This window comes from Mesorhizobium sp. ISC25 (assembly GCF_042295465.1).
Lineage (GTDB): Bacteria > Pseudomonadota > Alphaproteobacteria > Rhizobiales > Rhizobiaceae > Mesorhizobium.
The window spans coordinates 6,170,915-6,191,972 of the sequence record NZ_CP135441.1; the positions used below are offsets into that span (position 1 = coordinate 6,170,915).

Here is a 21,058-nt window from a genome sequence, read left to right on the forward strand (position 1 = left end):
ATGGTCTTGATCGAACGCATATTCATGGCGATTCCCATAGCGGCGATTGGGCGGCCGCGCAACTGGATTCAAATGAAGACCCTCAGTCCTCCAGCGTCCCCGACCTTGCATCGGCGCTCTTCCTGTCGCCGACCAGCTTCAAGAGGTCTTCGCCGGCACGGATGATGCGGCGGGAACGCCGTGTCAGGATGAGGCCGGCCTGCGGCGCCAACACTTCCGTGCGGCCGTCGGGCTCGCCGGGCGCGTGGACGATGGTGGCAAGGCGCGCACCCTTGGCTACCCGGTCGCCCGGCTTCACGTCGTAGAGGATCGCGCCCGAGCGGGGCGCCGGCATCATCTCGATGTTTTCGATCGGCGCGACGAGCCCTACGAAGCTGCCAGGCGCGGGCAGCGCCTGATCCCGGATGATGCCGCGCGCCACCAGCAGCCGGTAGAGCCCTTCGGCATCGGCGCAGGCGAGGGCGCCGTCGACATCGAGTATGCCGCGATATTCGACCGTGGTGGCGACGCGCCGGTCCAGGCGCGCCACGTCGGCCGGGACATTCTGATACGGCATGATCGAGGCGCCTTCGAAGGTGCCGTCGGGATCTTCGTCCCACAGCATCACCGCAACGACGCCCATGGCCGCCGCACAGTCCGCCATGGCCGGCCACAGGCTGGTGTGGACGTAGAGATAGGCGAGGCCTTCATCGTCGCAATGCAGGTCGAGCACGATGTCGTGGCCGATCGAGAGCTGCAGCAACCGGACCTTAAGCCGCTGATCGGCCGTGCCAAGCGTGGTGTCCGGCAACAGCATCATGTCCGGCGCGGCCAGCAGCGGAAAGCCGCGGTTGAAGTTGGTGCGCGTGCCCAAGTGAAAACGGCCCTGGTGCTCGCCGAAATGATACTGGGCGCGGCCGATGGGATTGGCTTGGGGCACGACGGTGATATTGCCTTTGATGCGGCCTTCCGCTTCGGCTTTTCCGAGCATCGGCATCAGCGCGTCGATGGCGACGACACCTGGCAGTTCGCCGGCATGCAGAGCCGCCTGCAGATAGGCTGAGGGTGCTGCCTTGTCACTGCCGTCAAAGCGGAAGACCGAGAATTCGTAGGAAACGCCCTCGCTGTCGCCGGCGATGCGTTCGATGGATTTCTGCATAGGATGGCTCCGGGAGAAGAGGCGGAACACATGCCCTTTTGCCGCTGGGCTGTCGATTGGTCCAGCTTTTCACGCTATGGGCGCAAGACTCTACTCGGCCGGCTCCCGAAGGGGCGCGGTGGACACTACTGGTTCCAAACGCCTGCCCGGCCTATGCCAGCGGCTTCAATTCCTGGGCAATGGTGGGCAGAAGCTCCGAGACGTTCGGGTGGATGTGCACGGCGCGCGCCAGCGTGCTGACCGGCGCCTTGGCATACATCAGGTCGAGCACGCAGTGCACCGCTTCATCGCCGCCCGGGCCGAGCACCGAACAGCCGAGGATCTCCTTGGTGTCGGCATCGACCAGGATCTTCATGAAACCTTGCGTCTCACCTTTTTCGACGGCACGGCTGACACGGGTCATTGGCCGCTGGCCGACCAGGGCGCGGCGACCGGATTTCCTAACCGCGGCTTCGGTCATGCCGCAGCGGCCGAGTGGCGGGTCGATATAGAGAGCATAGGCCTCGATGCGGTCGCTGACCTTGCGCGGATCGTTGTCAAGCAGGTTGGCGGCGACAATCTCGTAGTCGTTGTACGAGGTGTGGGTGAAGGCGCCCTTGCCGTTGCAGTCGCCCATCGCCCAGATGCCGGGCACGCTGGTGCGCAGCTGGTCGTCGACGACGATGAAGCCGCGTTGGTCGACCTCGACGCCGGCTTTGTCGAGGTCGAGATCGTCGGTGTTTGGCGTGCGGCCCAGCGCCAGCAGCACATGCGAGCCGACCGCAGCCGCCTTGCCTGGCGAGAAGGTCACGGCGATTTCGTTGCCTCGCCTGGCGAAGCGGATGTCGTCGGCGCCGAGATGGACGGCAATGGCTTCGTTTTCGAGGATCGACAAAATGGCGTCCGCGACATCCTCGTCCTCGCGGCCGATCAGACGCGGGCTCTTTTCGATGACCGTGACTTCGGAACCGAAGCGACGGAACATCTGCGCGAATTCGAGCGAGACATAGCTGCCGCCGACAACGATGAGATGGCGCGGCAGCACGTCGAGATCCATCATCGACGAGTTGGTGAGGTAGGATACGTCGTTGACGCCGGGCAGGTCGGGCACCGAGGCGCGGCCACCGGTGTTGAGGAATATCCTTTCGGCGCTCAGCAGATCGTCGCCGACGCGCACCGTATTGGCGGTCACGAAGCGCGCATGGCCGCGATAGAGCGTGCATTTGTCCATGCCGGCAATCCAGTCTTCGAGATTGCCGCGGGCGTCGTTCGAGACCTTGTCCTTGCGCGCCTTGATCGCCTTGTAGTTGACGCCGACGGGACCGGAGAGCGTCACGCCGTAATCCGCGGCGGAGCGGGCGAGATGCGCGGCATAGGCGCTTGCCACCATCGTTTTGGTCGGCGTGCAGCCGGTGTTGACGCACGTGCCGCCGACCAGCTTTCGCTCGATCAGCGCCACGCTCATGCCGGCCGCATTCAGCCGGCCGGCGAGCGGTGGGCCGGCCTGCCCGGCACCGATGATGATGGCGTCGAATGTCTTTGCCGTCATGCCGCCGCCGCCACGATCAGAAGCCCGCCGACGATCGCCACCGCGTCCTCGATGAAGGCGGCGGGCGGGTCCTTGCCGAAGGCAGTGGCCAAGCGTTTACGCGCCTCGGCGCCGCCCAGCGTGCCGATCACCGCGCCGACGGCGCCGGCGATCAGGCCGCCGATAGTGGCGCCGCCGGTCGCTCCGATCACCGCGCCGGTGAAAGCGCCCAGGACGATGCGCGTCCCGAATTGCTGCGGCACCTTGCGGCTCGGCGCCGATGGCAGCTGGTCAGTGACCAGTTCGGCGATGGCCAGGATGGTGAAGATGCCGACGGCGATCCAGTGGCCCATGAAGCTCGCCCAGGTGCCGGCGACCGGCAACCAGCCAAGCCAGGCGCCCCAGGCGACCGCGGCGGGCGCAGTCATGGCGCGAAGCCCGGCAACGATGCCAATCAGGAGTGCAAGAGTATACAGCATGATTGATCCCCTCGATGGCCGGCCTGGGACAGGTCCGAGAGGGCAGGCTACCATAGGTCCGATATTTGACCAGAGGTGGTGTCGCCGCCGGCGCTTCCGTATTTTCACCATTTGTGCTTTGGCAAAGATTGAGACTGGAGTTGCGGCCATGACGGGGAGCGAACGCACGAAAATGGCGGCGGGCGAGTGGTATTGCTGCCTCGATCCGGAACTGGAGGCGCTGCGCATCACGGCGCGCGACGCGGTGTTCGAGCACAACAGCCTGCCACCCCGGCAGCGTGGCGATATCGGGCCTGGATTGCGGGCGCTGCTCGGCGCTGCGGGCGAGGGCGCCCGGATCGAAGCGCCGTTCCACTGTGCCTATGGCTTCAACATCTTCCTCGGCGACCGCGTTTTTCTCAATGCCGGCTGCACCATTCTCGATACGGCGCCAGTCCGCATCGGCAAGGGAACGCTGCTCGGCCCCAATGTGCAGATCTATTGCGCCGAGCACCACAAGGAGGCTGCCGGGCGGCAGGCAGGGCTGGAGATCGCCAAGCCGGTCGAGATCGGCAAACACGCCTGGATCGGCGGCAGTGCCGTCATCCTCGGCGGGGTCAGGATCGGCGATGGCGCCGTCGTCGGCGCCGGTGCCGTGGTGACGCGCTACGTCGCGGCGAACACCACGGTGGTTGGTAATCCGGCACGGATAATCAGAAACGGCTGAGCACCGTGCTTCTGTCGCCGGTCATGTCCTCGTTCTGATGGATATGGGCGGCTGTGTCACTTGGCCGGAGGTGGATGCAAGCGTGTGTCGAGCGCAAACGCCTCCTGGGTCTTCATGGCGTATGCCCCTCTGGCGAGGCTCGCGTCGAAGATCAGGTTCCAGCTGTGCTGCGATACGGCGCTCGGAATCACAACGAACCGGTGCCGTTGCAGAAGATCGTCGCCAAACGCCTGTTGTCCGGAGCTCGGAATGCCCGGGCGCAACCAGTTGGGGTTGGGCACGGCGGCGCGGTCGACGATATGCAGATCCGCGATATCGCTGACGATTGCTGCCGTCATGACATGCGCTATCGTGTCGAGCGCCCTGAAGCCCTTATGGACCGCAACTTCGAGGATCGCAGTCGACGGATCGATTGAGCAGTAGACGGCGCGCACGCCCTTGCTGTTCCAGCGTCCGCCCACCCTGTATGCGCCCTCGCCACTATCCCATGTAGGCGCAAATGCGGCTTGATCGAGGCGCCATCCGATGAGCTCGGAGCCACCCAGCGCCGCCGGCAGCGGCGTCATGCATAAACGCCATATTCAAGCCGTTCCAGATAGTCTTCTACAAGCTCGATTCCCGCCGGCGTCGCCAGAAGGTCGATTGGACGACGCTGGTCGAGCCCAATCGCCGGGCGCTCCAGCCATTGCTCTGCCTCCGCCTGCGAACCGAACACGTCGGTAGCTTTCGACAGGATCTCCGCGAACTTCCAGGTTCGTCCGCTCTGGTCCTGACTGAGAGGCTTGGAAGGAGCATCCTTGCGGCGCTGGTAGGTGCGCAGGCTCATGCCGACGGCCTTCTCCAGCGAATCGGTCTTCTGGATGAAGACGAGTTGCCCGATAAGATGGTCCAGCGCTGAAGCCGGCAGGCCGTGCAGAAGCAGCTCGTGGGCATCCAAAGCGCTGCTAAGGCGCCTTGCCAGAATGCGGCTGCCGCCTAGCAATCTCGCCACCTTCTGCAGTTCATTGTTTTTTGCTGCTGGCGCAGCCTTTTCCAATGCTATCGCCACGGCAGGCCTTCTTCGCGTCATCTGTCGCTTTAATATATGACAGATGACGCAGAGCCTTTCAAGGACGACAGGATCGAGAGCAGGCAATCGCTTCGAGAAAAAAGATAGCCTATAATTCAGGCCAGATGCCAGTTCGACGTCGGCGCCGCCCCTCATCTGCCTGCCGGCATCTTCTCCCCGTATAGTGACGGGGAGAAGGGGCTGGCCGCAACCTCCGCACCCTTTCTGTAACGCTGGTGATTGGCGAAATCCTTTGCGAATGCGACTTTCTCCCCGTCTCTATACGGGGAGAAATGCCCGGCAGGGCAATGAGGGGCGGCGCAAACCTGAAGCGATTGCCCTGGTATCGAGCGCGAGCCGAATTTCACCTCGGCATGTGCGCCACGCGCTCCTCCTGAGCACTCTTCGAGAATTCGCGCCGGTACTGCGCCGGCGAGGTCCTGAGCCGCGCCGCGAAATGCTGGCGCAGTGAGGTAGCGCTGCCGAAGCCAGCCTCGAAGGCAACCGTGTCCATTGATTTTTCCGTTGCTTCCAGCAGCCGCTGCGCCAGCTGGACGCGCTGGTCGGTCAGCCAGTCACCGAAACTGGTGCCGATCGTTTTCTGGAAACGGCGCGTGAACGTCCGGCGGGTGAGGCCGGCGTGACCGGCAACGCTGTCCAGACTGTGCGGCTCACCCAACGTTTTGCGCACCGTTTCGAGAGCCTGGGTAAAGCGGTCCGCATTGCCGGTCCTGGCGATGGGACGTTCGATGAATTGAGCCTGCCCGCCCTGCCTGTGCGGAGAAAGCACGATCTGCCTGGCAAGGCGAAGTGCCGCCTCCGCGCCGTAACGAGCCCGTACGACGTGCAAGCAGCAGTCGAGCCCAGCGGCGACGCCGGCGGATGTCACGACATCGCCATTGTCGATGTAGAGCACTTCCGGTTCGACGAGAATGTCGGGATAGAGTTCCTGCAGCTGATCCGCGTAGGCCCAGTGCGTCGCCGCTCGCCGCCCTGAAAGCAGTCCGGTCGCCGCGACAGCGAACGTTCCCAAGCACAGTCCGACGATCAGCGCGCCGCGCCGATGCGCGCCAAGCAACGCGTCGATCAAGGCCGCTGGAGGTGAGCTCCCGAGATCCTTCCAGCTTGGCACGATGACGATGTCGGCGTCATCGAGCGCGGAAAGCCCGTGCGGGACGCTGATGGTCAGCCCGGCATCGGTGCGGATCGGCCCGTTCTCAATCGCGCAGACCCGGAAGTCGAAGCGCGGCAGGCCGAGCGTCGTGCGATCCGCGCCGAACACGAGACACGGCACGGAGAGATGAAACGGGCTGATGCCATCGAAGGCGATGGCGGCAACGGCAGGATCGGTCATGGCAGCACCAGCAGGAGTAACAGCTAATTGTCCCAATTCTTTCGAATAATGTCAATCGGGACACTTTTTGCCATCCGGTGCCGAGCCTATCGTCCACCCATCAATGTCCAACGGGAAAGGAAAACCCATGTCGCAACCAGCCAAAGGCAAAACTCCACGCCGCGCCCTCATCGTCATCGACGTTCAGAATGACTATGATGGCGGCAACCTCGCCATCCAGCATCCGCCCTTCCGCGACAGCGTCGTCAATGTAGCGCGAGCGATGGACGCGGCCACCGAGGCAGGCGTCAAGGTGGTGGTCATCAAACAGTTGGCGCCGGAAACCTCACCGGTCTTCGCCAAGGGCAGCCATGGCGCCGAGTTGCACCCGGAAATCGCCGGGCGAAACCGCGACCACTACATCGAAAAGAACTTGCCCAGCGCCTTCACCGGCACAGACCTCGAGGAGTGGCTGCGCGCCAACTCTATCGATACGATCACGGTCATTGGCTACATGACGCATAATTGCGATCTGTCGACGGTCATCCACGCCGTGCATATGGGCTTTGAGGTGGAGTTCCTGTCGGACGCAACGGGGTCATTGCCGTACGCCAACAGCGCCGGTTACGCTTCGGGGGAGGAAATCCATCGCGTGGTGACGATCGTCCTGCAGTCGCGCTTCGCGGCCGTTCTCAAAACCGCCGAGTGGATCGATTGCCTGAAGACCGGCGTTGTGCCCCAGCACGACACACCCTATGCCTCCAACCAGCGCGCGCTGGCGCGAAGCGCGGCTTAGGAGACTATTGCGAACAGGCAGAAGGGCGCCGCAGCGTTGCGGCGCCCTTTGCCGTTCAAGCTTTGATTATCCCTAGAACAGGCCTTCGATCTGGCCCATTTCGTTCAGGAAAATCTTTTCCGAGGATGGCGCTTTGGGCAGGCCGGGCATGGTCATCACCTCGCCGCAGATGATGACGACGAAGCCGGCGCCGGCAGACAGCCTGACCTCGCGCACCGGCACGGTGTGGCCGGTCGGCGCGCCGCGCAGATTCGGATCGGTGGAGAAGGAATATTGCGTCTTGGCCATGCAGACCGGCAAATGACCGTAGCCGGCGTGCTCCCAGGCGTGGAGTTGGTCGCGCACCGATTTGTCGGCGATCGCTTCGGAACCGCGATAGATGCGCTGGACGATGGTGTTGATCTTCTCGAACAGCGGCATGGCGTCGGGATAGAGCGGGGCGAATTGCGACGCGCCGGATTCGGCCAACGCCACGACTCTTTTGGCCAGTTCCTCGATGCCGGCCGATCCCTGAGCCCAGTGCTTGCACAGGATCGCTTCTTCGCCCATCGAGGCGACATAGTCCTTCATCGCCTGGATCTCTGCGTCGGTGTCGGAGTAGAAATGGTTGATGGCGACCACGGCCGGCACACCGAACTGGCGGATGTTCTCGATATGACGGCCGAGATTGGCGCAGCCCTTCTTGACCGCCTCGACGTTCTCCTTGCCTAGGTCCTCCTTCTTGACGCCGCCATTCATCTTCATGGCGCGAACCGTGGCGACGATGACCGCGGCGGCGGGCCTTAGGCCGGCCTTGCGGCATTTGATGTCGAAGAACTTTTCGGCACCGAGATCGGCGCCGAAACCGGCTTCGGTGACGACGTAATCGGCAAGCTTCAGCGCCGTCGTGGTGGCAACGACGGAGTTGCAGCCATGCGCGATGTTGGCGAAGGGGCCGCCATGGACGAAAGCCGGGTTGTTCTCCAGCGTCTGTACGAGATTGGGCTGCATGGCGTCCTTCAAGAGTACGGCCATCGCGCCGTCGGCCTTGAGGTCGCGGGCATAGACGGCCGACTTGTCGCGGCGATAGGCGACGATGATGTCGCCGAGGCGCTTTTCCAGGTCCTTCAGGTCCGTCGACAGGCACAGAATGGCCATGACTTCCGAGGCGACTGTGATGTCGAAACCGGCCTCGCGCGGGAAACCGTTGGCGACGCCGCCGAGCGAACAGATGATCTCGCGCAGCGACCGGTCGTTCATGTCCATGACGCGGCGCCAGACGACGCGGCGGGTATCGATGCCGAGCTCGTTGCCCCAGTAGATGTGGTTGTCGATCAGCGCCGACAGCAGATTGTGAGCGGTGGTGATGGCATGGAAATCGCCGGTGAAGTGGAGATTCATGTCCTCCATCGGCACGACCTGCGCGTAGCCGCCGCCAGCGGCACCGCCCTTGACGCCGAAATTCGGTCCGAGCGAAGCCTCGCGGATGCAGACGATGGCCTTCTTGCCGATGCGGTTGAGGCCGTCGCCCAAGCCCACCGTCGTCGTCGTCTTGCCTTCGCCGGCCGGTGTCGGGTTGATGGCGGTAACGAGGATCAGCTTGCCGTCCTTGTTGCCCTTCACCGACTTGATGAACTCGGCCGAGATCTTCGCCTTGTCGTGGCCGTAGGGCAAAAGATGTTCGCTCGGAATGCCGATCTTCTGGCCGATCTCCTGGATCTGCTTCTTCCTGGCGCCGCGCGCGATCTCGATGTCGGACTTCACTTCGGCCATGGACGGCTTCCCTCTGAATTGGACGGATTTGACTAGTATGGTCGCAAGAACAGCCCGGCATTGCAGGCGCAGGCATGTTCTACCTCTGTCGCTGCCGCGGCGTCAACTTTCATGCAACTATGTTTCCTGCGAAGAAAATATCTCTGCGCCCGGCTGCGCTGCTACAGGTTCTTTTTGCGCCGGTTGCAGCGCCGTATAGAAGCCAGAGCAGGCGCGGTTCCGCCGTCTCAAAACAGCCGCCTAATACGCGAAAAGCGACAGAAGCAACGGCGCAAATTCACCAGCGCCGGCTGTGCGGCACGATCCGCTACTGCGTCAGCACGTTGCTGATCTCGACCATGTTCGAGCGCACCCTCAGTATGTAAAAACCCATCGTCGTCAGGTGTGTCGGCAACAGCCAGCCGTCCTCGCGGCCATTGGCGATGATGAAGGGCTGGATGCGCAGCGCCGAGACGAATTGCGCGTCCATCGTATCCCACAGGTTCTGCAGGTGCTTTTCCTTGATGACGTCCTCGAAGTCGGCCTGTGCGCCCTTCATCAGCCCGTAATAGGCATAGAGCTGGCCATAGGCGAACCAGAAGCGGTCGTCGGCGCGAGTGTCGAACCAGCCATTATTGTGGTTTTCGGCACGCTCCTTGAGGATCGCCGAGGTCGAACCGATATCGGACGAAATGCGGTCGATATACTGCTTGAGATTGTCGGCGCGGGCATCGAACGTCGCCTGGCAGGCTGCGAGGCGGGCGTTGAAGGAACGCAGCTTGCGCACCGCGTCGCGATAATAGCTCGGCGTCGGCGTCTTGGGCCCGAACGGGTTCAAGCCGAAATACCAGGTTTCCTCATCGAACTGCAGATTGCCGCGGGCGTCCTGCAGGTCGGCGTCGATCTGCGAGGTGGTGCGGACGCGGCCGAGATTATCGGCAAGCTCGGTCGCCGTGCGCCGCACCGCTTGGTTGATGCCGCGCTGGAACGAAGCCTTGTTGTCCATGAACGGCGTGTGGTCCCAGTCGATGCCGAACAGACCGAGCTTGTAGAGGATCATCGACGACACCCAGGCATTCTGGTTGACGTTGAAGTCGGTCAGGTCGGCAGCAACCTGGGCAATGGCTGAATTTCCGCAGGTCTTGGCCGTGTCGGTGCCGGCGCCGGCGGAAACCTGTTCACCGGCGGAGCTGTTGCGTTTTTCGAACGTGTATTTGTCGACGTAATTCGGGTCGAAATTGTTCCACCACTGGGTGGCGTAGAAGAAATTGACGTAGAGGCCGATCAGCATGAGGACAGCCAGGCCGAGCACCGCCTTCAGGATCCAGCCGCGTTGCGTGTACCAGCGCCCCGCCCACAGGAACGGCCACAGGATCGCACCGATGAGCAGGCCGATGCCGCGGCCAATCCACTGGAAAATCCGGGTGAAGAAATTCACAATCGGATCAAGCATGGCGATGTCACCCCCTCAGTCAGTCAAGCCGTAGAGGCGTGTGCGAAACGCCACCTTGTCCTTCAAATATGTGGTTTTCAGAACGTCCACAACATGCGATCGCCAAGCGTCGCTGAAGCCGTCATAATCCGTGTAGAAGCCCGGCTTGTTGAAGACGTAACGCGAAACGAAGTCCTGCGGCACGAAGTCCGAGATCAGCTGGTTGGTCAGCCAGGCGTCGGGATGGTCCGGCTTGGCGCGGATGACCAGGAAGCGCTGCTGCGGAAACACATCCTCGATCTTGAGATGGCCGAGTTGGGCGATCTCGCGCTTGGCGGCGTTGAGGAAGGGAAAATTGCCGTCCCTGGTGATCAGATCGGCGTGGCCGTGGATCCAGGTCTGCAGCCAGACCTTATCGACGTCGGTCAGATTGCGGTCGGGCTCGGCGTCGCGGATCAGCGCGCGCACCACCATTTCGGCGCGATGCTCGAGATAACCTGAGGTTTCGATCCATGAGGCGCGCGGCAACTCGATGCGGCCGGTCGAGGCGAGGAACTTGAATACCTTGTCGGCGTCGTGGATCGAAAGGTAGCTCACCTGCCAGGGCCGCGAACGGCGGAAACCCGGCGCTGCCGGGTCGCTGATCACCGTCGTCACGTCCGGATCGACGAACACATAGAGACCGCCGAAATGGCTGGTCCAGTAGGCGTTGTGGCGGAAGATCACCTGGTCCGGCACCAGCGCATTCTCGCGGATGTCGCCGCAGATCTTCGCTAGCTCGACCATGTGGGCCAGCATGGCGTTGTCGCGCCAGGCATCCGGCTCCTGCTTCAGCCGGTCGACCAGCTTGCCGAGTTCGGCGGCCTTGCCGAGCACATCCTCGGCCGACAGCACCTTGAATTCGACCTGGTTGATCGACAGCAGGTCCTCGATGTCGTCGACCTTGGGAACCGAATCCTCGATCTCGCCGTAGATGACGTCCTTGATCGTCAGCGCATCGATGGCGCGCTGGTTCTTGGACATGAATTCGTACATCAGCAGCGAGGTGTTGGAGAAAGCCGTGTGCACCACCGGCAGGTCGATCTGCGACGGCGTCAGGATGATAAAGCGGCGGTTGACCTCGTTAGGATCGAGGTAGCTGTAGTCGCCGCATTCCTCGGCGACCTGCGGCGAGAAGCCAGTGCGATCGATCTCGAAGCTTTTCAACTTGGTCGGCTTCAAGCCGAACGCGACCATCGCCTTGTTGTAGCGCTGGATCAGGTGCGGCTCGTCGATCGTCAGCAGCCGGCCGTAGATCAGCTCGTTGTCGCGCAGCAGATCGGGCTTCTTGGCGGGGCTCATGCGCGTAGTCCCAACGGATCTTGCGCTGGATGACCGAGCTCCAACGCTGACGCCCCCCTCTCCCCGTTCTTCACGGGGAGAGGGTAAGGGTGAGGGGCAGCGCAAACGGTCAAGGACATGTCTCTCCATAGCCTTTGGCGGCGATAAATCGAAGATCATGCGTTTCGATATGGCGTTCGAGGCGCCCTTCAATCGCAGCCACTACTGTTTCAAGGACGGCTTCCCGCTCCTTCAATACGTCTACATTCCAAAAGCGAAGGATGGACCAGCCATCGGAGACAATGAAGCGATCCCGGATTCGATCATATTGGCTGCCGACATGCTGATTGCAATCGACTTCGACGACGAGCTGGCAGTCTCTGCAGGCGAAATCGACGAAGTAAGAGCCTATCGGCAATTGCCGTACGAATTTATGGCCGTTCAGCCTGCGGTCGCGGAACTCCATCCAGAGCGCGGTTTCTGCATCGTTGTCGGATTGACGCAGGCGCCTTGCGCGCTTGGTTGTGTCTATTTCTGGCCCACGCATGCGCTGCCCCTCACCCTTACCCTCTCCCCGTGAAGAACGGGGAGAGGGGGGCGTCAGCGTTTGAGCCACGTCTTCCAGCGTTGCTGTGGGAGCTTATGCATCGCACCGGAAACAGTGTTATCCGGCGAGAAGGAAGATCACGCATTCCACAGCCCTTTCTTCTTCATCTCCTCGATCTCACGCACCGCACGCTCCCGCAGACGGGTGTCGCGGATCATCTTGGTCACCGCCGCATCGTCGGACTTGTCGGAATAGCGGAATTCGGAATCCGCGTAGCGGTTGATCTCCTGCATGACCATGTCCATCGAGAATGGCCCGCGCAGTTCCTCGATCATGGCTTTCTTGTCGTCGTAACCCTTGTGCATGAAGGCTTCCGGCTTTTCGAACCATTCGTCGGGCAATTCGATGTCCATGGCGCGCATCTTGATGGCGTCGGTGACGTTCTTGATGGCGCGGCCGGTAAAGCGCGGCTCGGCATCCTTGATCATGTGCAGATAAGTGCCGATGTCGGCCATCGTCTTCGGCGCGCCGTTTTCCTTCATGTAGCGCTCATAGACCTTCATCAACCCGTCCTCCTGCGGCTTCTCATGCTCCTCGTAAGCTTCCATCACGGCGCGCTGGATCTCTTGCGCCGCATAGAGCTTGTGGTCGCCGAGCGGGATCTTGTGGTTCTTGCCGGCGAGCAGGACGAAGATGTCGATGTAGTCGTCGCGGCTCTGCGGGCCGTCGACCAGCCAGCGGGCACCGGCGCGCTGGCGCAGCGCGTCGTCGACATTTGCGGGATAGTTGGAGAACATGCCGAAGGAGCAGTTGCCGCGCACCACGGTCGCTGCACCTCCAAAGGCGTCCATAAGCACACCGGTGATTTCCTGCTGGCCGGCCGAGGCGCGATCGTCGGAGCGACGTGCCGCCACCTGGTCGATATCGTCGATGGTGCCGAAGCCGATGACGCGCGGGTTCAGCACATTGTTGATGAACTGGCGGCAGTTCTGGCCGGACTTGCCCTGGTAGGAGGAGATCTGGTCGACGCCGAAATTCTCGTAGGCGAAGGGATAGCCGGCGACCTGGCAGTAGCCGTTGAGGAGGCCGGCGATCATCTGGATCAAGGTTGTCTTGCCGGTGCCGGGCGCGCCGTCGCCGATGAAAGTAAACAGGAAGCCGCCGAGCTCGACGAACGGGTTCAGCTCGCGTTCGAAATCGTAGGCCATCAGCATCTTGGCAAGCTTGACCGACTGGTACTTGGCGATGTGGTTGCCGACGACCTCTTCCGGTTTTTTGAAGGTCATCACCAGCGGCTTTGCCCGCTTACCCGGCGCGACGTCGAAACCGTCAAGGGTAAAATCGTCGACGTCGATGCGGATATGCGCGTTCTCGAACGGACCGATGCCGTCGAAGCGGCCCTTTCGCGCCAACAGCCCGTCGATGGCGACGCGGGCAAAGGCGCGGGCGCGGGTCATCAGGTCGGCATCGTCCTTCGAACCTGCTATCGCCCTGTCGAGCCCGGCCACGATCGACTTGACCGCATCCTGTGGCGTGTCGAACAGAAAGTCCGGCTCGGGCGTGTCGTTCGGCGCCTCGCCGTCGCTGTCGATCAGCTGGAACAAATAGGAGGCAAGGCTGAAGGCGGAGATGTAGGCAGAGGCCGACAGCAGCTTCTTGAAGGTGGCAGCTTCATCGCCTTCGAGCGGCGCGCGGGCGTTTTTCGCCTGCAGGCTTTCGAGGTCCGAGCCCTCGGCGAAGACATCCGATATGGCCAGCGCTATCGCTGTGCCGCGCCGGGTGCGAAACAACAGCGTGTGCTGCGGGATGGTCAGCAACTGGTCGTCGGAATGGACGGCGGCGACGGTTTTGGCGAGCTCGACCTCGCGCGTGCGGCGCACCGAGCCGACCGAGACGGTCGAGACGAAGCGGCGGTTGGTGCCGGCAAGCGCGGTGCCGGACTCGCGCGACGGGTCTTCCAGCACGACGATGCGGGTGATGAAGCTCTGCGCAGTGGCGCGGTGCTTTTCAATTGCCGCTTCCGGGATGGTGGTCAGGCCGGTGTCCATGGAGGATGCTCCGCGATTTGACGTCAGACGTCGCTGATGACCTGCCCTTTGGACAGGATGTGGACCTTGTAGCCCGAAAAGATCTTCTGCGCCTCGCCGGCGGCATAGAGCGCCTGATAGGCCTCGTGCGGGATCAGCGCATGGTTCTCATAGCTCGACACGCCTTGCCGCGCGGCCTCGAGATCGTCGGTATTGATGAAGAATTCCTGCGTCGTCTTTTCGCTCGAAAACAGCCCCTTGCGGCCTGGCTTTTCGGCCTTGGAAAAGACCTCCTGGATGGTCCAGGTCAGCAGCCAGGCGTTTTCCGGCTTGCGGACCTTGGCCAGCACTTCGCTCACCGTCGAATTGTTGTCGGTAATCCCTGCAGAATAGAACGGGCCGAGCACGACGCGACGCAGCTGCTTGGGATGCAGCGGCTCGAAATCCTTGTCGAGGTTGACCGCGATGGTCGCCGGCGACAGCGCGTAGGCGGAATTCTTCTCAGTAAAATCGTCAAAACGGTGGGCAAGCTCGGGATTGAGCAAGCCGTCGACCGGCAGCGGAATGTCGACCCTCTCATTAAGTTTGCCGCTGGAGTCGACAAGCTGCCGGATCATGTCGTCCGAGGAATCCTCGACCGTCACCATATAGACAAGCGGCAGGTTGGCGCTGCCGTCGAAGCAGGCCCAGTGGACCAGATAATAGGGCCGCAACGTCTTCGGATTGACCGATACCTTGACCGTCTGGGCCAGCGTGAACGGGCCGAAGGTGGTCTCGCTCTTGACATCCTCGAGGTAAAGCCGCTCGGCCATCGACTTCTGCAGCGCTTCGGGGAATTCCTTGTGGCGCAGGATGAAGTCCGCCATTTCCTCGCGCAGCTCGACGGCCAGCGGGAGATTGGCGAGGCGCGCATCGGCCTGGAGCCGGTCGTTCTCCAACTCGAGCAGGTTCTGGAAGACCGGGAAACCGCTTTCGGCGCGCGAGATGCGGAACGTCTCGGTGAAGCCCAGCCGGTTGCGCCAGCACGAGAACGACTTGTCGAGCCGCGCAATATATTCGGCGACGACCTTGGCGACGATGCCGTGCCGGTAGAGCGGCGAGCGATCGTCGCGCATGAACACTTCGAGGCCGCCAAGTGCCGCCGCGATCGCCGAGAAATAGCGCGCCGCGGCTTCGTTTTCGGGGGTCATGCTGCCAGCCCTTGGGAGCAGTGCACGTGCAGCAATTACGACTGAACGTAATTTGCCGAATTGTGCTTCTTCATCACATCGTCGAAGCGGCGGGCGAAGGCATCGTCCGCGAGCTTCTTGCGGCGCTGGATGTCGGCGGTGGCGACCATGTTCTTCTCGTGCATTTCAAGCAGATCGCCAATGTGCTTCTGCGAGGCAGCACCAATGCCGGCCATGGTCTCTTCGGCGGTGTTATCGACCTGGCTGCCCAGCGTGTTGATCTTGTGGGCGACATCCTGTTGGGCGGCGGTCTTCAGCGAATCTTCCAAGGCCTTGTAGAGCACGATGCGCTGCTCGGTATCGATGGTCAGTTTGTTGATCAGCGTCGATTGCGCCGCGATCTGGTTGTTGAGCGAATCGACGAAGGTCTGGAACATCGAGGTGTAGCGCTCCAGCGTCTGGCTTTCGGCCAGCAATTCTTGTTCCTTGGCCTGCTTCTCGTTGTATTCCGTGGCCAGTTTCGAGCGTTCGCCCTCAAGCTGCGTGCGCTCCTTCTGGCTGGTCGAGGCGGCGATCTTGTTCTCGATGTCGAGCAGCATCGGGTTGAGTTCCTCGATGCGCTTCTGCACGGTCTCGAGATTGGACATGGTGGTCTTGCGGCGCTCGATCACCTGCGACAGGCTGGCCTCGGAAGTCTTGTAACGCGTGTCGAGGACCTGCTTCTGTGCCTTGAGGATGCCGACGATGGTGTCGGATTTCGCCAGCAGCTCCTGCAAATTGCCGGCCAGCGACATGTTGCGGACGCGGTCGGTGCGCATGCGCTGCTTGCGCTGGCTGGAGAAGACGCCGACGAAACTTTCCCAGCCGGTGTAGTTCTTCATGCTCTCGAATTCGGCGCCGAAGACGTTGGTGGCGTCCTCGAGGCCGATGATCAGGTCGGCGATATTGCCTTCCATCACCTTCTGCTGCTTCAGCACATCCTCGATGCGGGCATTCTCGATATCGAAATTGGCGTCGCCGATCTTCTTGTCGGCGGTGGCGAGCGTGTCGAGCACGGTACCGGACTGCTCGATCTTGGTGCGCATGTCCTCCACGACCTGCTTGGTCTTGGCAATCTCGGCATCGAAATTCTGCAATGTCGCCATTGGGGCCTCCCGCTTCGGCATCCGTTTCGTTTCGCAAACCGCCGCGAATATATGTGCCGGGTTTGGCGAATGAAAGACGGAAGACATGGGATTACAGGAAAACAAAAGAATTTCAGGAGGCCGACCGCAGGATAGTCAGGCAATGATTACGGTGTAACTGCCGTCCGGTCAGACACCGCTTCAACCGCGGCTGGACTTTAGCTCGGGAGCGACGCTCAGGGCTTGGGATCGGCCTTGAGATAGGCGATGACGTTGGCGATGTCGTCGTCGCTGGTCAGGCCCGAGAAGGCCATTTTGTTGCCGGTGACCTTCTGCCGCGGCGCGCGCAGGTATTCGGCAAGGTTTGCTTCGTCCCAGACCAGGCCGGCGGCGCCGGCGTCCTTCATCCCCTGCGAGTAGCGGCTGAGATAACTGTCCGCGGTGCCGGCGGTGCGGCCGACGACACCCAGCAGATGCGGGCCGACCTTGTCGCGGTCGCTCGTTGCCTCGTGACAGGCCATGCATCTGTTGAAGACTTTCTTGCCGAGAGCGGCATCGCCGTCGGCATGCGCGGCAAGAGCGCCGGCGATGAGGAAAGCAGCGGCAGACGAAATGGCTCGAAGCATAAGAACTCCCCGACGGCTCTGGCTGCGGATCAAAATAGGCGGCACGCTTAACAAAGGCCGCATGATGGCGGAAACGATTGCTGTTTCAAGCTGTTCGGCGTGCGCCAAATCAAGGCCGGATGAAACAAATAGCGCTGGTCAGGTTTTGGTGAAGCCGATGAAATCGTCGGGCACGGCGCGGCCCATTTCTTCTTCCCAATGGCGGCGGCAGAGCGAGACATAGACGTCCTTGCCGATCGCCACCTGTTCGCCCTGTTTCGCCACTTTGCCGTCGGCGCCGAGGCGTACCACCATCGTCGCCTTGCGGCCGCAACGGCAGATGGTGCGCACCTCGCGCAGGTCGTCGGCGATCGCCAGCAGGGCGCGCGAGCCGGAAAACAGCTTGCCTTGGAAATCGGTGCGCAGGCCGTAGCACATGACAGGGATGTTCAGCCGGTCGGCGATGCGGGCGAGTTGCCAGACTTGCTCCTCTTCTAGGAATTGCGCCTCGTCGACGAAGACGCAATGGACCGTGGCGTGGTCGTGATGCTCGGCGACCCGGGCAAACAGATCGTCGCCGTCGCGGAACATCTCGGCTTCCGTCTCCAGGCCGATGCGCGACGAGATCAGCCCGGTATCGCCCTTGCGGTAGTGGCCGGCGATGAACAGCATCGTCGTCATGCCGCGCTCGCGGTAATTGTACGAGGCCTGCAACAGCATCGTCGTCTTGCCGGCATTCATCGTCGCATAGTGGAAGTACAGTTTGGCCATGCCGTCCTTTTAAGCCGAGTTGCAACAAAGCGGGGAGGGGGAGCGCCTACATTCCACCGGGGAAAAGGCGACTTCCATCCGGAAAGCGGCGGGCGTGTCGCTGATCGGCCAGCCTGCGCCGTTGTTCGTGATTGCCTTAGTGCTTGAAACCGCAGCAGAATGATGTTTGGCTGACGTGACAAGGCGGAGATAAAACCGTCGCTTCACTTCACCGAGAACTGAAATGGGAGAATTTTCATGTCGCGTATGAGTTCATTCGTCGCCGGCCTCGGCCTGGCGGCTTTTCTATCCACGACTGGGGCCTTCGCCGGCGATCCGGAAAGCTGCAAGACGGTGCGTCTCTCCGATGTCGGCTGGACCGACATCCAGGCGACCACCGGCGTCGCCTCGGTGCTGCTCACGGCGCTCGGCTACGAGCCGCAGGTGATCCAGCTTTCGGTGCCGGTGACCTATGCGTCCCTGAAGAACAAAGATCTCGACGTGTTCCTCGGAAACTGGATGCCGTCGATGACCAACGACATCAAGGACTATGCCGCCGAAGGCTCGGTCGAGACCGTCAGCGAAAATCTCAGCGGTGCCGGCTACGGTATCGTCGTTCCGACCTATGTCGCCGATGCCGGTGTCAAGACGCTGACCGATCTCGGCAAGTTCAAGGACAAGTTCGACGGCAAGATCTACGGTATCGAGGCCGGCAATGACGGCAACCGCATCATCCTCGACATGATCAAGGATCCGAAGACCAATCTCGAAGGCTTCGAACTGGTCGAATCTTCCGAGGCCGGCATGCTCACCCAGGCCGAGCAGTCGATGAAGAACAATGAATGGATTGCCTTCCTCGGCTGGACGCCGCATCCGGTGATGGGCGCCATGAAGATCACCTATCTCGAGGGGATGGGAGATAGCGGCTTTGGCGCTGCCACCGTGCATACCAATGTACGCAAGGGCTATATGAGCGAATGCCCCAATGCCGGCAAGTTCATCGCCAACCTGAAGTTCAACCTGGACATGGAAGGCGAGATGATGGACGCGATCCTGAAGGGCGGCGACGCCAATACGGTCGCGACCGACTGGCTGAAGAAACACCCGGACGCGGTCGCTCCCTGGATCGCCGGCGTCACCACCTTCGACGGCGGCGATGCGGCGGCTGCGGTGAAAACGGCGCTCGGAAGCTGACCCGACCATCTGGCATGACGAGACAAGGGGCAGCCACGGTGGAAATGGCTGCCCTTTTTCATATCCTGTGACAAGATGACCGTCCGGCAAAGGACGGCGCCGGCAGAAGAGGGGCTAGATGGATCCGATCTCCAAATTCCTGGTCAGTTACAAGATTCCCATTGGGGCATGGGGGAAGGCGTTTTTCGGCTTTCTCACCGACAATTTCGACACCGTCTTCAGGGCTTTTTCCAACAGCCTCAACTTCCTGCTCGACGGCATCGTCGACGGGCTGCTGCTGCTGCCGCCGGTTCTGCTGATCGCCCTGATCGCTTTGCTCGCCTATTTCCTGCAGCGCTCGAAAGGCCTGGCCCTGGCGGTGTTCATCGGTTTGCTGTTCATCCTCAACCAGAATCTGTGGAAGCAGACGGTGGAGACGCTGGTGCTGGTGGTTGCCGCCGCCGCCGTGTCGATGGCCATCGGCGTGCCGCTCGGCATCTGGGCCGCGCACAAACCGAAGATCTATCGCGTCATGCTACCGGTACTTGACCTGATGCAGACGCTGCCGACCTTCGTCTACCTGATCCCCGTGCTGACCCTGTTCGGCCTCGGCAACGCGCCCGGCCTGATCGTCACCATCATCTTTGTCATCCCGACCTCGGTCCGGCTCACCCATCTAGGCGTCACCTCGGTGCCGAAATCGATCGTCGAGGCGGGCGAAGCTTTCGGCGCCACCAAGCGCCAGCTGCTGTGGAAGGTCGAGCTGCCTTCGGCACTGCCGACCATCATGGCTGGGCTGACCCAATCGATCATGCTGTCGCTGTCGATGGTGGTGTTCGCCGCCCTGATCGGCGCCGGCGGCCTCGGCACCGAGATCAACCGAGCGCTCGGTTCGCGCAGGATCGACCTCGGGCTTGAGGCAGGGCTGGCGATCGTCGTGCTCGCCATCGTGCTCGACCGGATGACGCGCATCGGCGTGGGAGGCAAGAAATGACCGTCGCCGTCGATTTCAGAAATGTCGACATCGTCTTCGGCGCCGACCAGGCAGGCTCGCTGGCGCTGATCGACAGCGGCGCCACCCGCGCCGAGATCCTCGAACAGACGGGCAACGTGCTGGGCTGCGCCGGCGCCAGCCTCACCGTGAACGAAGGCGAGATCTCGGTGCTGATGGGGCTTTCCGGCTCCGGCAAATCGACGCTGCTCAGAGCCGTCAACCGGCTGAACGTCGTCTCGCGCGGTCAGGTGCTGGTCAAGGACGGCGACGGTACGGTCGACGTCGTCACCTGCGACGAGGCGACGCTTCGGCGGCTCCGGCAGAAACAGGTGGCAATGGTGTTCCAGCAGTTTGGCCTGCTGCCGTGGCGCACGGTGGAGGAGAATGTCGGCCTCGGCCTCGAACTCGCCGGGGTGCCCGAAGCCGAGCGCAAGGAGCGGGTGAACAGGCAGCTGAGGCTGGTCCATCTCGACCAGTGGTCGAAGAAATACGCGCATGAGCTTTCCGGCGGCATGCAGCAGCGCGTCGGCCTGGCGCGCGCCTTTGCCACCGAAGCGCCGATCCTGCTGATGGACGAGCCGTTCTCGGCACTCGATCCGCTGATCCGGACCAAGCTGCAGGACGAGTTGCTGCAGCTTCAGGCCGAGCTAAAGAAGACCATTATCTTCGTCAGCCACGACCTCGAGGAGGCGCTGAAGATCGGCACCCACATCACCATCATGGAGGGCGGGCGCATCGTGCAGACCGGCGCGCCGGAAGACATCGTGCTGCGGCCTGCCAACGACTATGTCCGCGACTTCATCGCCAATGTGAACCCGCTTTCGGTGCTGACCGCCTGGAACGTCATGCGCGACCGTCGCGACCTCGAGCATGGCGAGGACGGCTGGGTGTGGCTCGACCGGCGCAAGACGACGCGCTTCAAGATCGACGAGCACGGGCTGGTGGCGGCGGCCGAGCGCGACGGCAAGCCGGCGGTATGGGTGTCCTGCGCCGATGTCGAAGCCCAGCCGGAGGAGACGGCGCAGGTGTTCTGGGCCAATCCCGGCACCTCGCTAAAGACCGTGATGCTGGCCATGCATCGGTCGCAGACCGCACCGGTGGCTCTGTTCGACGACCAGTCGCGCTTCGTCGGCGCCATCGGCGTCAGGGATGTGCTGAGCGCGGTGCTGCGAAGGTAGT

20 protein-coding genes are annotated in these 21,058 nt (G+C 62.1%); 5 read left to right on the top strand and 15 right to left on the bottom strand.

Annotation, left to right across the window (positions count from 1 at the left end; all coding sequences use genetic code 11):
* Positions 1-82 precede the first annotated feature (82 nt).
* The 3 genes from RQ479_RS30370 to RQ479_RS30380 form a co-directional block, all read right to left on the bottom strand.
* Positions 83-1,138, bottom strand: coding sequence for a succinylglutamate desuccinylase/aspartoacylase family protein (locus RQ479_RS30370; protein WP_376703459.1), 1,056 nt, complete (start codon positions 1,136-1,138; stop codon positions 83-85).
* Positions 1,139-1,289: 151 nt separating this feature from the next.
* Positions 1,290-2,666 carry an FAD-containing oxidoreductase gene (locus RQ479_RS30375; protein ID WP_376703460.1) on the bottom strand — a complete coding sequence of 459 codons (1,377 nt, stop codon included), beginning with the start codon at positions 2,664-2,666 and terminating at the stop codon, positions 1,290-1,292.
* Positions 2,663-3,124, bottom strand: a complete 462-nt coding sequence (locus tag RQ479_RS30380; RefSeq protein ID WP_376703461.1) for a DUF4126 domain-containing protein — start codon at positions 3,122-3,124, stop codon at positions 2,663-2,665. Before RQ479_RS30380 ends, RQ479_RS30375 begins: the two co-directional genes overlap by 4 nt.
* Before the next feature lie 148 nt (positions 3,125-3,272).
* Between RQ479_RS30380 and RQ479_RS30385 the strand changes: the two genes are divergently transcribed.
* Positions 3,273-3,830 (top strand): sugar O-acetyltransferase, encoded by a 558-nt coding sequence (locus tag RQ479_RS30385; RefSeq protein ID WP_376703462.1) that lies wholly within the window; start codon positions 3,273-3,275, stop codon positions 3,828-3,830.
* Between the two features lie 56 nt (positions 3,831-3,886).
* Here the strand turns inward: RQ479_RS30385 and RQ479_RS30390 are convergent, their stop codons facing one another.
* The 3 genes from RQ479_RS30390 to RQ479_RS30400 all read right to left on the bottom strand — a co-directional run bounded on the left by RQ479_RS30390 (position 3,887) and on the right by RQ479_RS30400 (position 6,232).
* Positions 3,887-4,396, bottom strand: coding sequence for an RES family NAD+ phosphorylase (locus RQ479_RS30390; RefSeq protein WP_376703463.1), 510 nt, complete (start codon positions 4,394-4,396; stop codon positions 3,887-3,889).
* Positions 4,393-4,878, bottom strand: coding sequence for an antitoxin Xre/MbcA/ParS toxin-binding domain-containing protein (locus tag RQ479_RS30395; protein ID WP_352466799.1), 486 nt, complete (start codon positions 4,876-4,878; stop codon positions 4,393-4,395). The genes RQ479_RS30390 and RQ479_RS30395 overlap by 4 nt, the downstream gene beginning before the upstream one ends.
* 364 nt (positions 4,879-5,242) lie before the next feature.
* Entirely contained in the window at positions 5,243-6,232 is a 990-nt protein-coding gene (locus tag RQ479_RS30400; RefSeq protein WP_376703464.1) for a helix-turn-helix domain-containing protein, read from the bottom strand.
* A 127-nt stretch (positions 6,233-6,359) separates the two neighbouring features.
* Here RQ479_RS30400 and RQ479_RS30405 point away from each other — a divergent pair, with 127 nt between their 5' ends.
* Positions 6,360-7,007: a cysteine hydrolase family protein gene (locus RQ479_RS30405; protein ID WP_376703465.1), complete on the top strand. Its 648-nt coding sequence runs from the start codon at positions 6,360-6,362 to the stop codon at positions 7,005-7,007.
* Positions 7,008-7,079: 72 nt separating this feature from the next.
* On the opposite strand, the gene RQ479_RS30410 is transcribed toward RQ479_RS30405, so the two are convergent.
* From RQ479_RS30410 to RQ479_RS30450, 9 genes are all read right to left on the bottom strand, one after another.
* Positions 7,080-8,759: a formate--tetrahydrofolate ligase gene (locus RQ479_RS30410; RefSeq protein WP_292660714.1), complete on the bottom strand. Its 1,680-nt coding sequence runs from the start codon at positions 8,757-8,759 to the stop codon at positions 7,080-7,082.
* A gap of 307 nt (positions 8,760-9,066) precedes the next feature.
* Positions 9,067-10,191, bottom strand: a complete 1,125-nt coding sequence (locus tag RQ479_RS30415; protein WP_352517009.1) for a DUF2333 family protein — start codon at positions 10,189-10,191, stop codon at positions 9,067-9,069.
* Between the two features lie 15 nt (positions 10,192-10,206).
* Entirely contained in the window at positions 10,207-11,511 is a 1,305-nt protein-coding gene (locus RQ479_RS30420) for a DUF6638 family protein (RefSeq protein WP_376703466.1), read from the bottom strand.
* A gap of 109 nt (positions 11,512-11,620) precedes the next feature.
* Complete coding sequence (locus tag RQ479_RS30425) at positions 11,621-12,037, bottom strand: endonuclease domain-containing protein (protein ID WP_376703467.1); 417 nt, start codon at positions 12,035-12,037, stop codon at positions 11,621-11,623.
* 137 nt (positions 12,038-12,174) lie between these two features.
* Positions 12,175-14,085, bottom strand: coding sequence for an AAA family ATPase (locus tag RQ479_RS30430; RefSeq protein WP_376703468.1), 1,911 nt, complete (start codon positions 14,083-14,085; stop codon positions 12,175-12,177).
* Between the two features lie 23 nt (positions 14,086-14,108).
* A complete protein-coding gene (locus RQ479_RS30435; protein WP_352517010.1) occupies positions 14,109-15,254 on the bottom strand; it encodes a hypothetical protein in 1,146 nt (381 codons plus the stop codon).
* A 35-nt stretch (positions 15,255-15,289) separates the two neighbouring features.
* Positions 15,290-16,378 (bottom strand): hypothetical protein, encoded by a 1,089-nt coding sequence (locus RQ479_RS30440; RefSeq protein ID WP_376703469.1) that lies wholly within the window; start codon positions 16,376-16,378, stop codon positions 15,290-15,292.
* A 215-nt stretch (positions 16,379-16,593) separates the two neighbouring features.
* Positions 16,594-16,983 carry a c-type cytochrome gene (locus tag RQ479_RS30445; RefSeq protein ID WP_376703470.1) on the bottom strand — a complete coding sequence of 130 codons (390 nt, stop codon included), beginning with the start codon at positions 16,981-16,983 and terminating at the stop codon, positions 16,594-16,596.
* Positions 16,984-17,121: 138 nt separating this feature from the next.
* Positions 17,122-17,733 carry a thymidine kinase gene (locus RQ479_RS30450; protein ID WP_352466807.1) on the bottom strand — a complete coding sequence of 204 codons (612 nt, stop codon included), beginning with the start codon at positions 17,731-17,733 and terminating at the stop codon, positions 17,122-17,124.
* A gap of 237 nt (positions 17,734-17,970) precedes the next feature.
* On the opposite strand from RQ479_RS30450, the gene RQ479_RS30455 reads away from it, so the two are divergent.
* From RQ479_RS30455 to choV, 3 genes are all read left to right on the top strand, one after another.
* Positions 17,971-18,906: a choline ABC transporter substrate-binding protein gene (locus tag RQ479_RS30455; RefSeq protein ID WP_292660734.1), complete on the top strand. Its 936-nt coding sequence runs from the start codon at positions 17,971-17,973 to the stop codon at positions 18,904-18,906.
* Positions 18,907-19,024: 118 nt separating this feature from the next.
* A complete protein-coding gene (gene choW, locus RQ479_RS30460) occupies positions 19,025-19,879 on the top strand; it encodes a choline ABC transporter permease subunit (RefSeq protein ID WP_023719230.1) in 855 nt (284 codons plus the stop codon).
* Positions 19,876-21,057: a choline ABC transporter ATP-binding protein gene (gene choV / locus RQ479_RS30465; RefSeq protein ID WP_352713211.1), complete on the top strand. Its 1,182-nt coding sequence runs from the start codon at positions 19,876-19,878 to the stop codon at positions 21,055-21,057. Before choW ends, choV begins: the two co-directional genes overlap by 4 nt.
* Position 21,058: the final 1 nt, after the last annotated feature.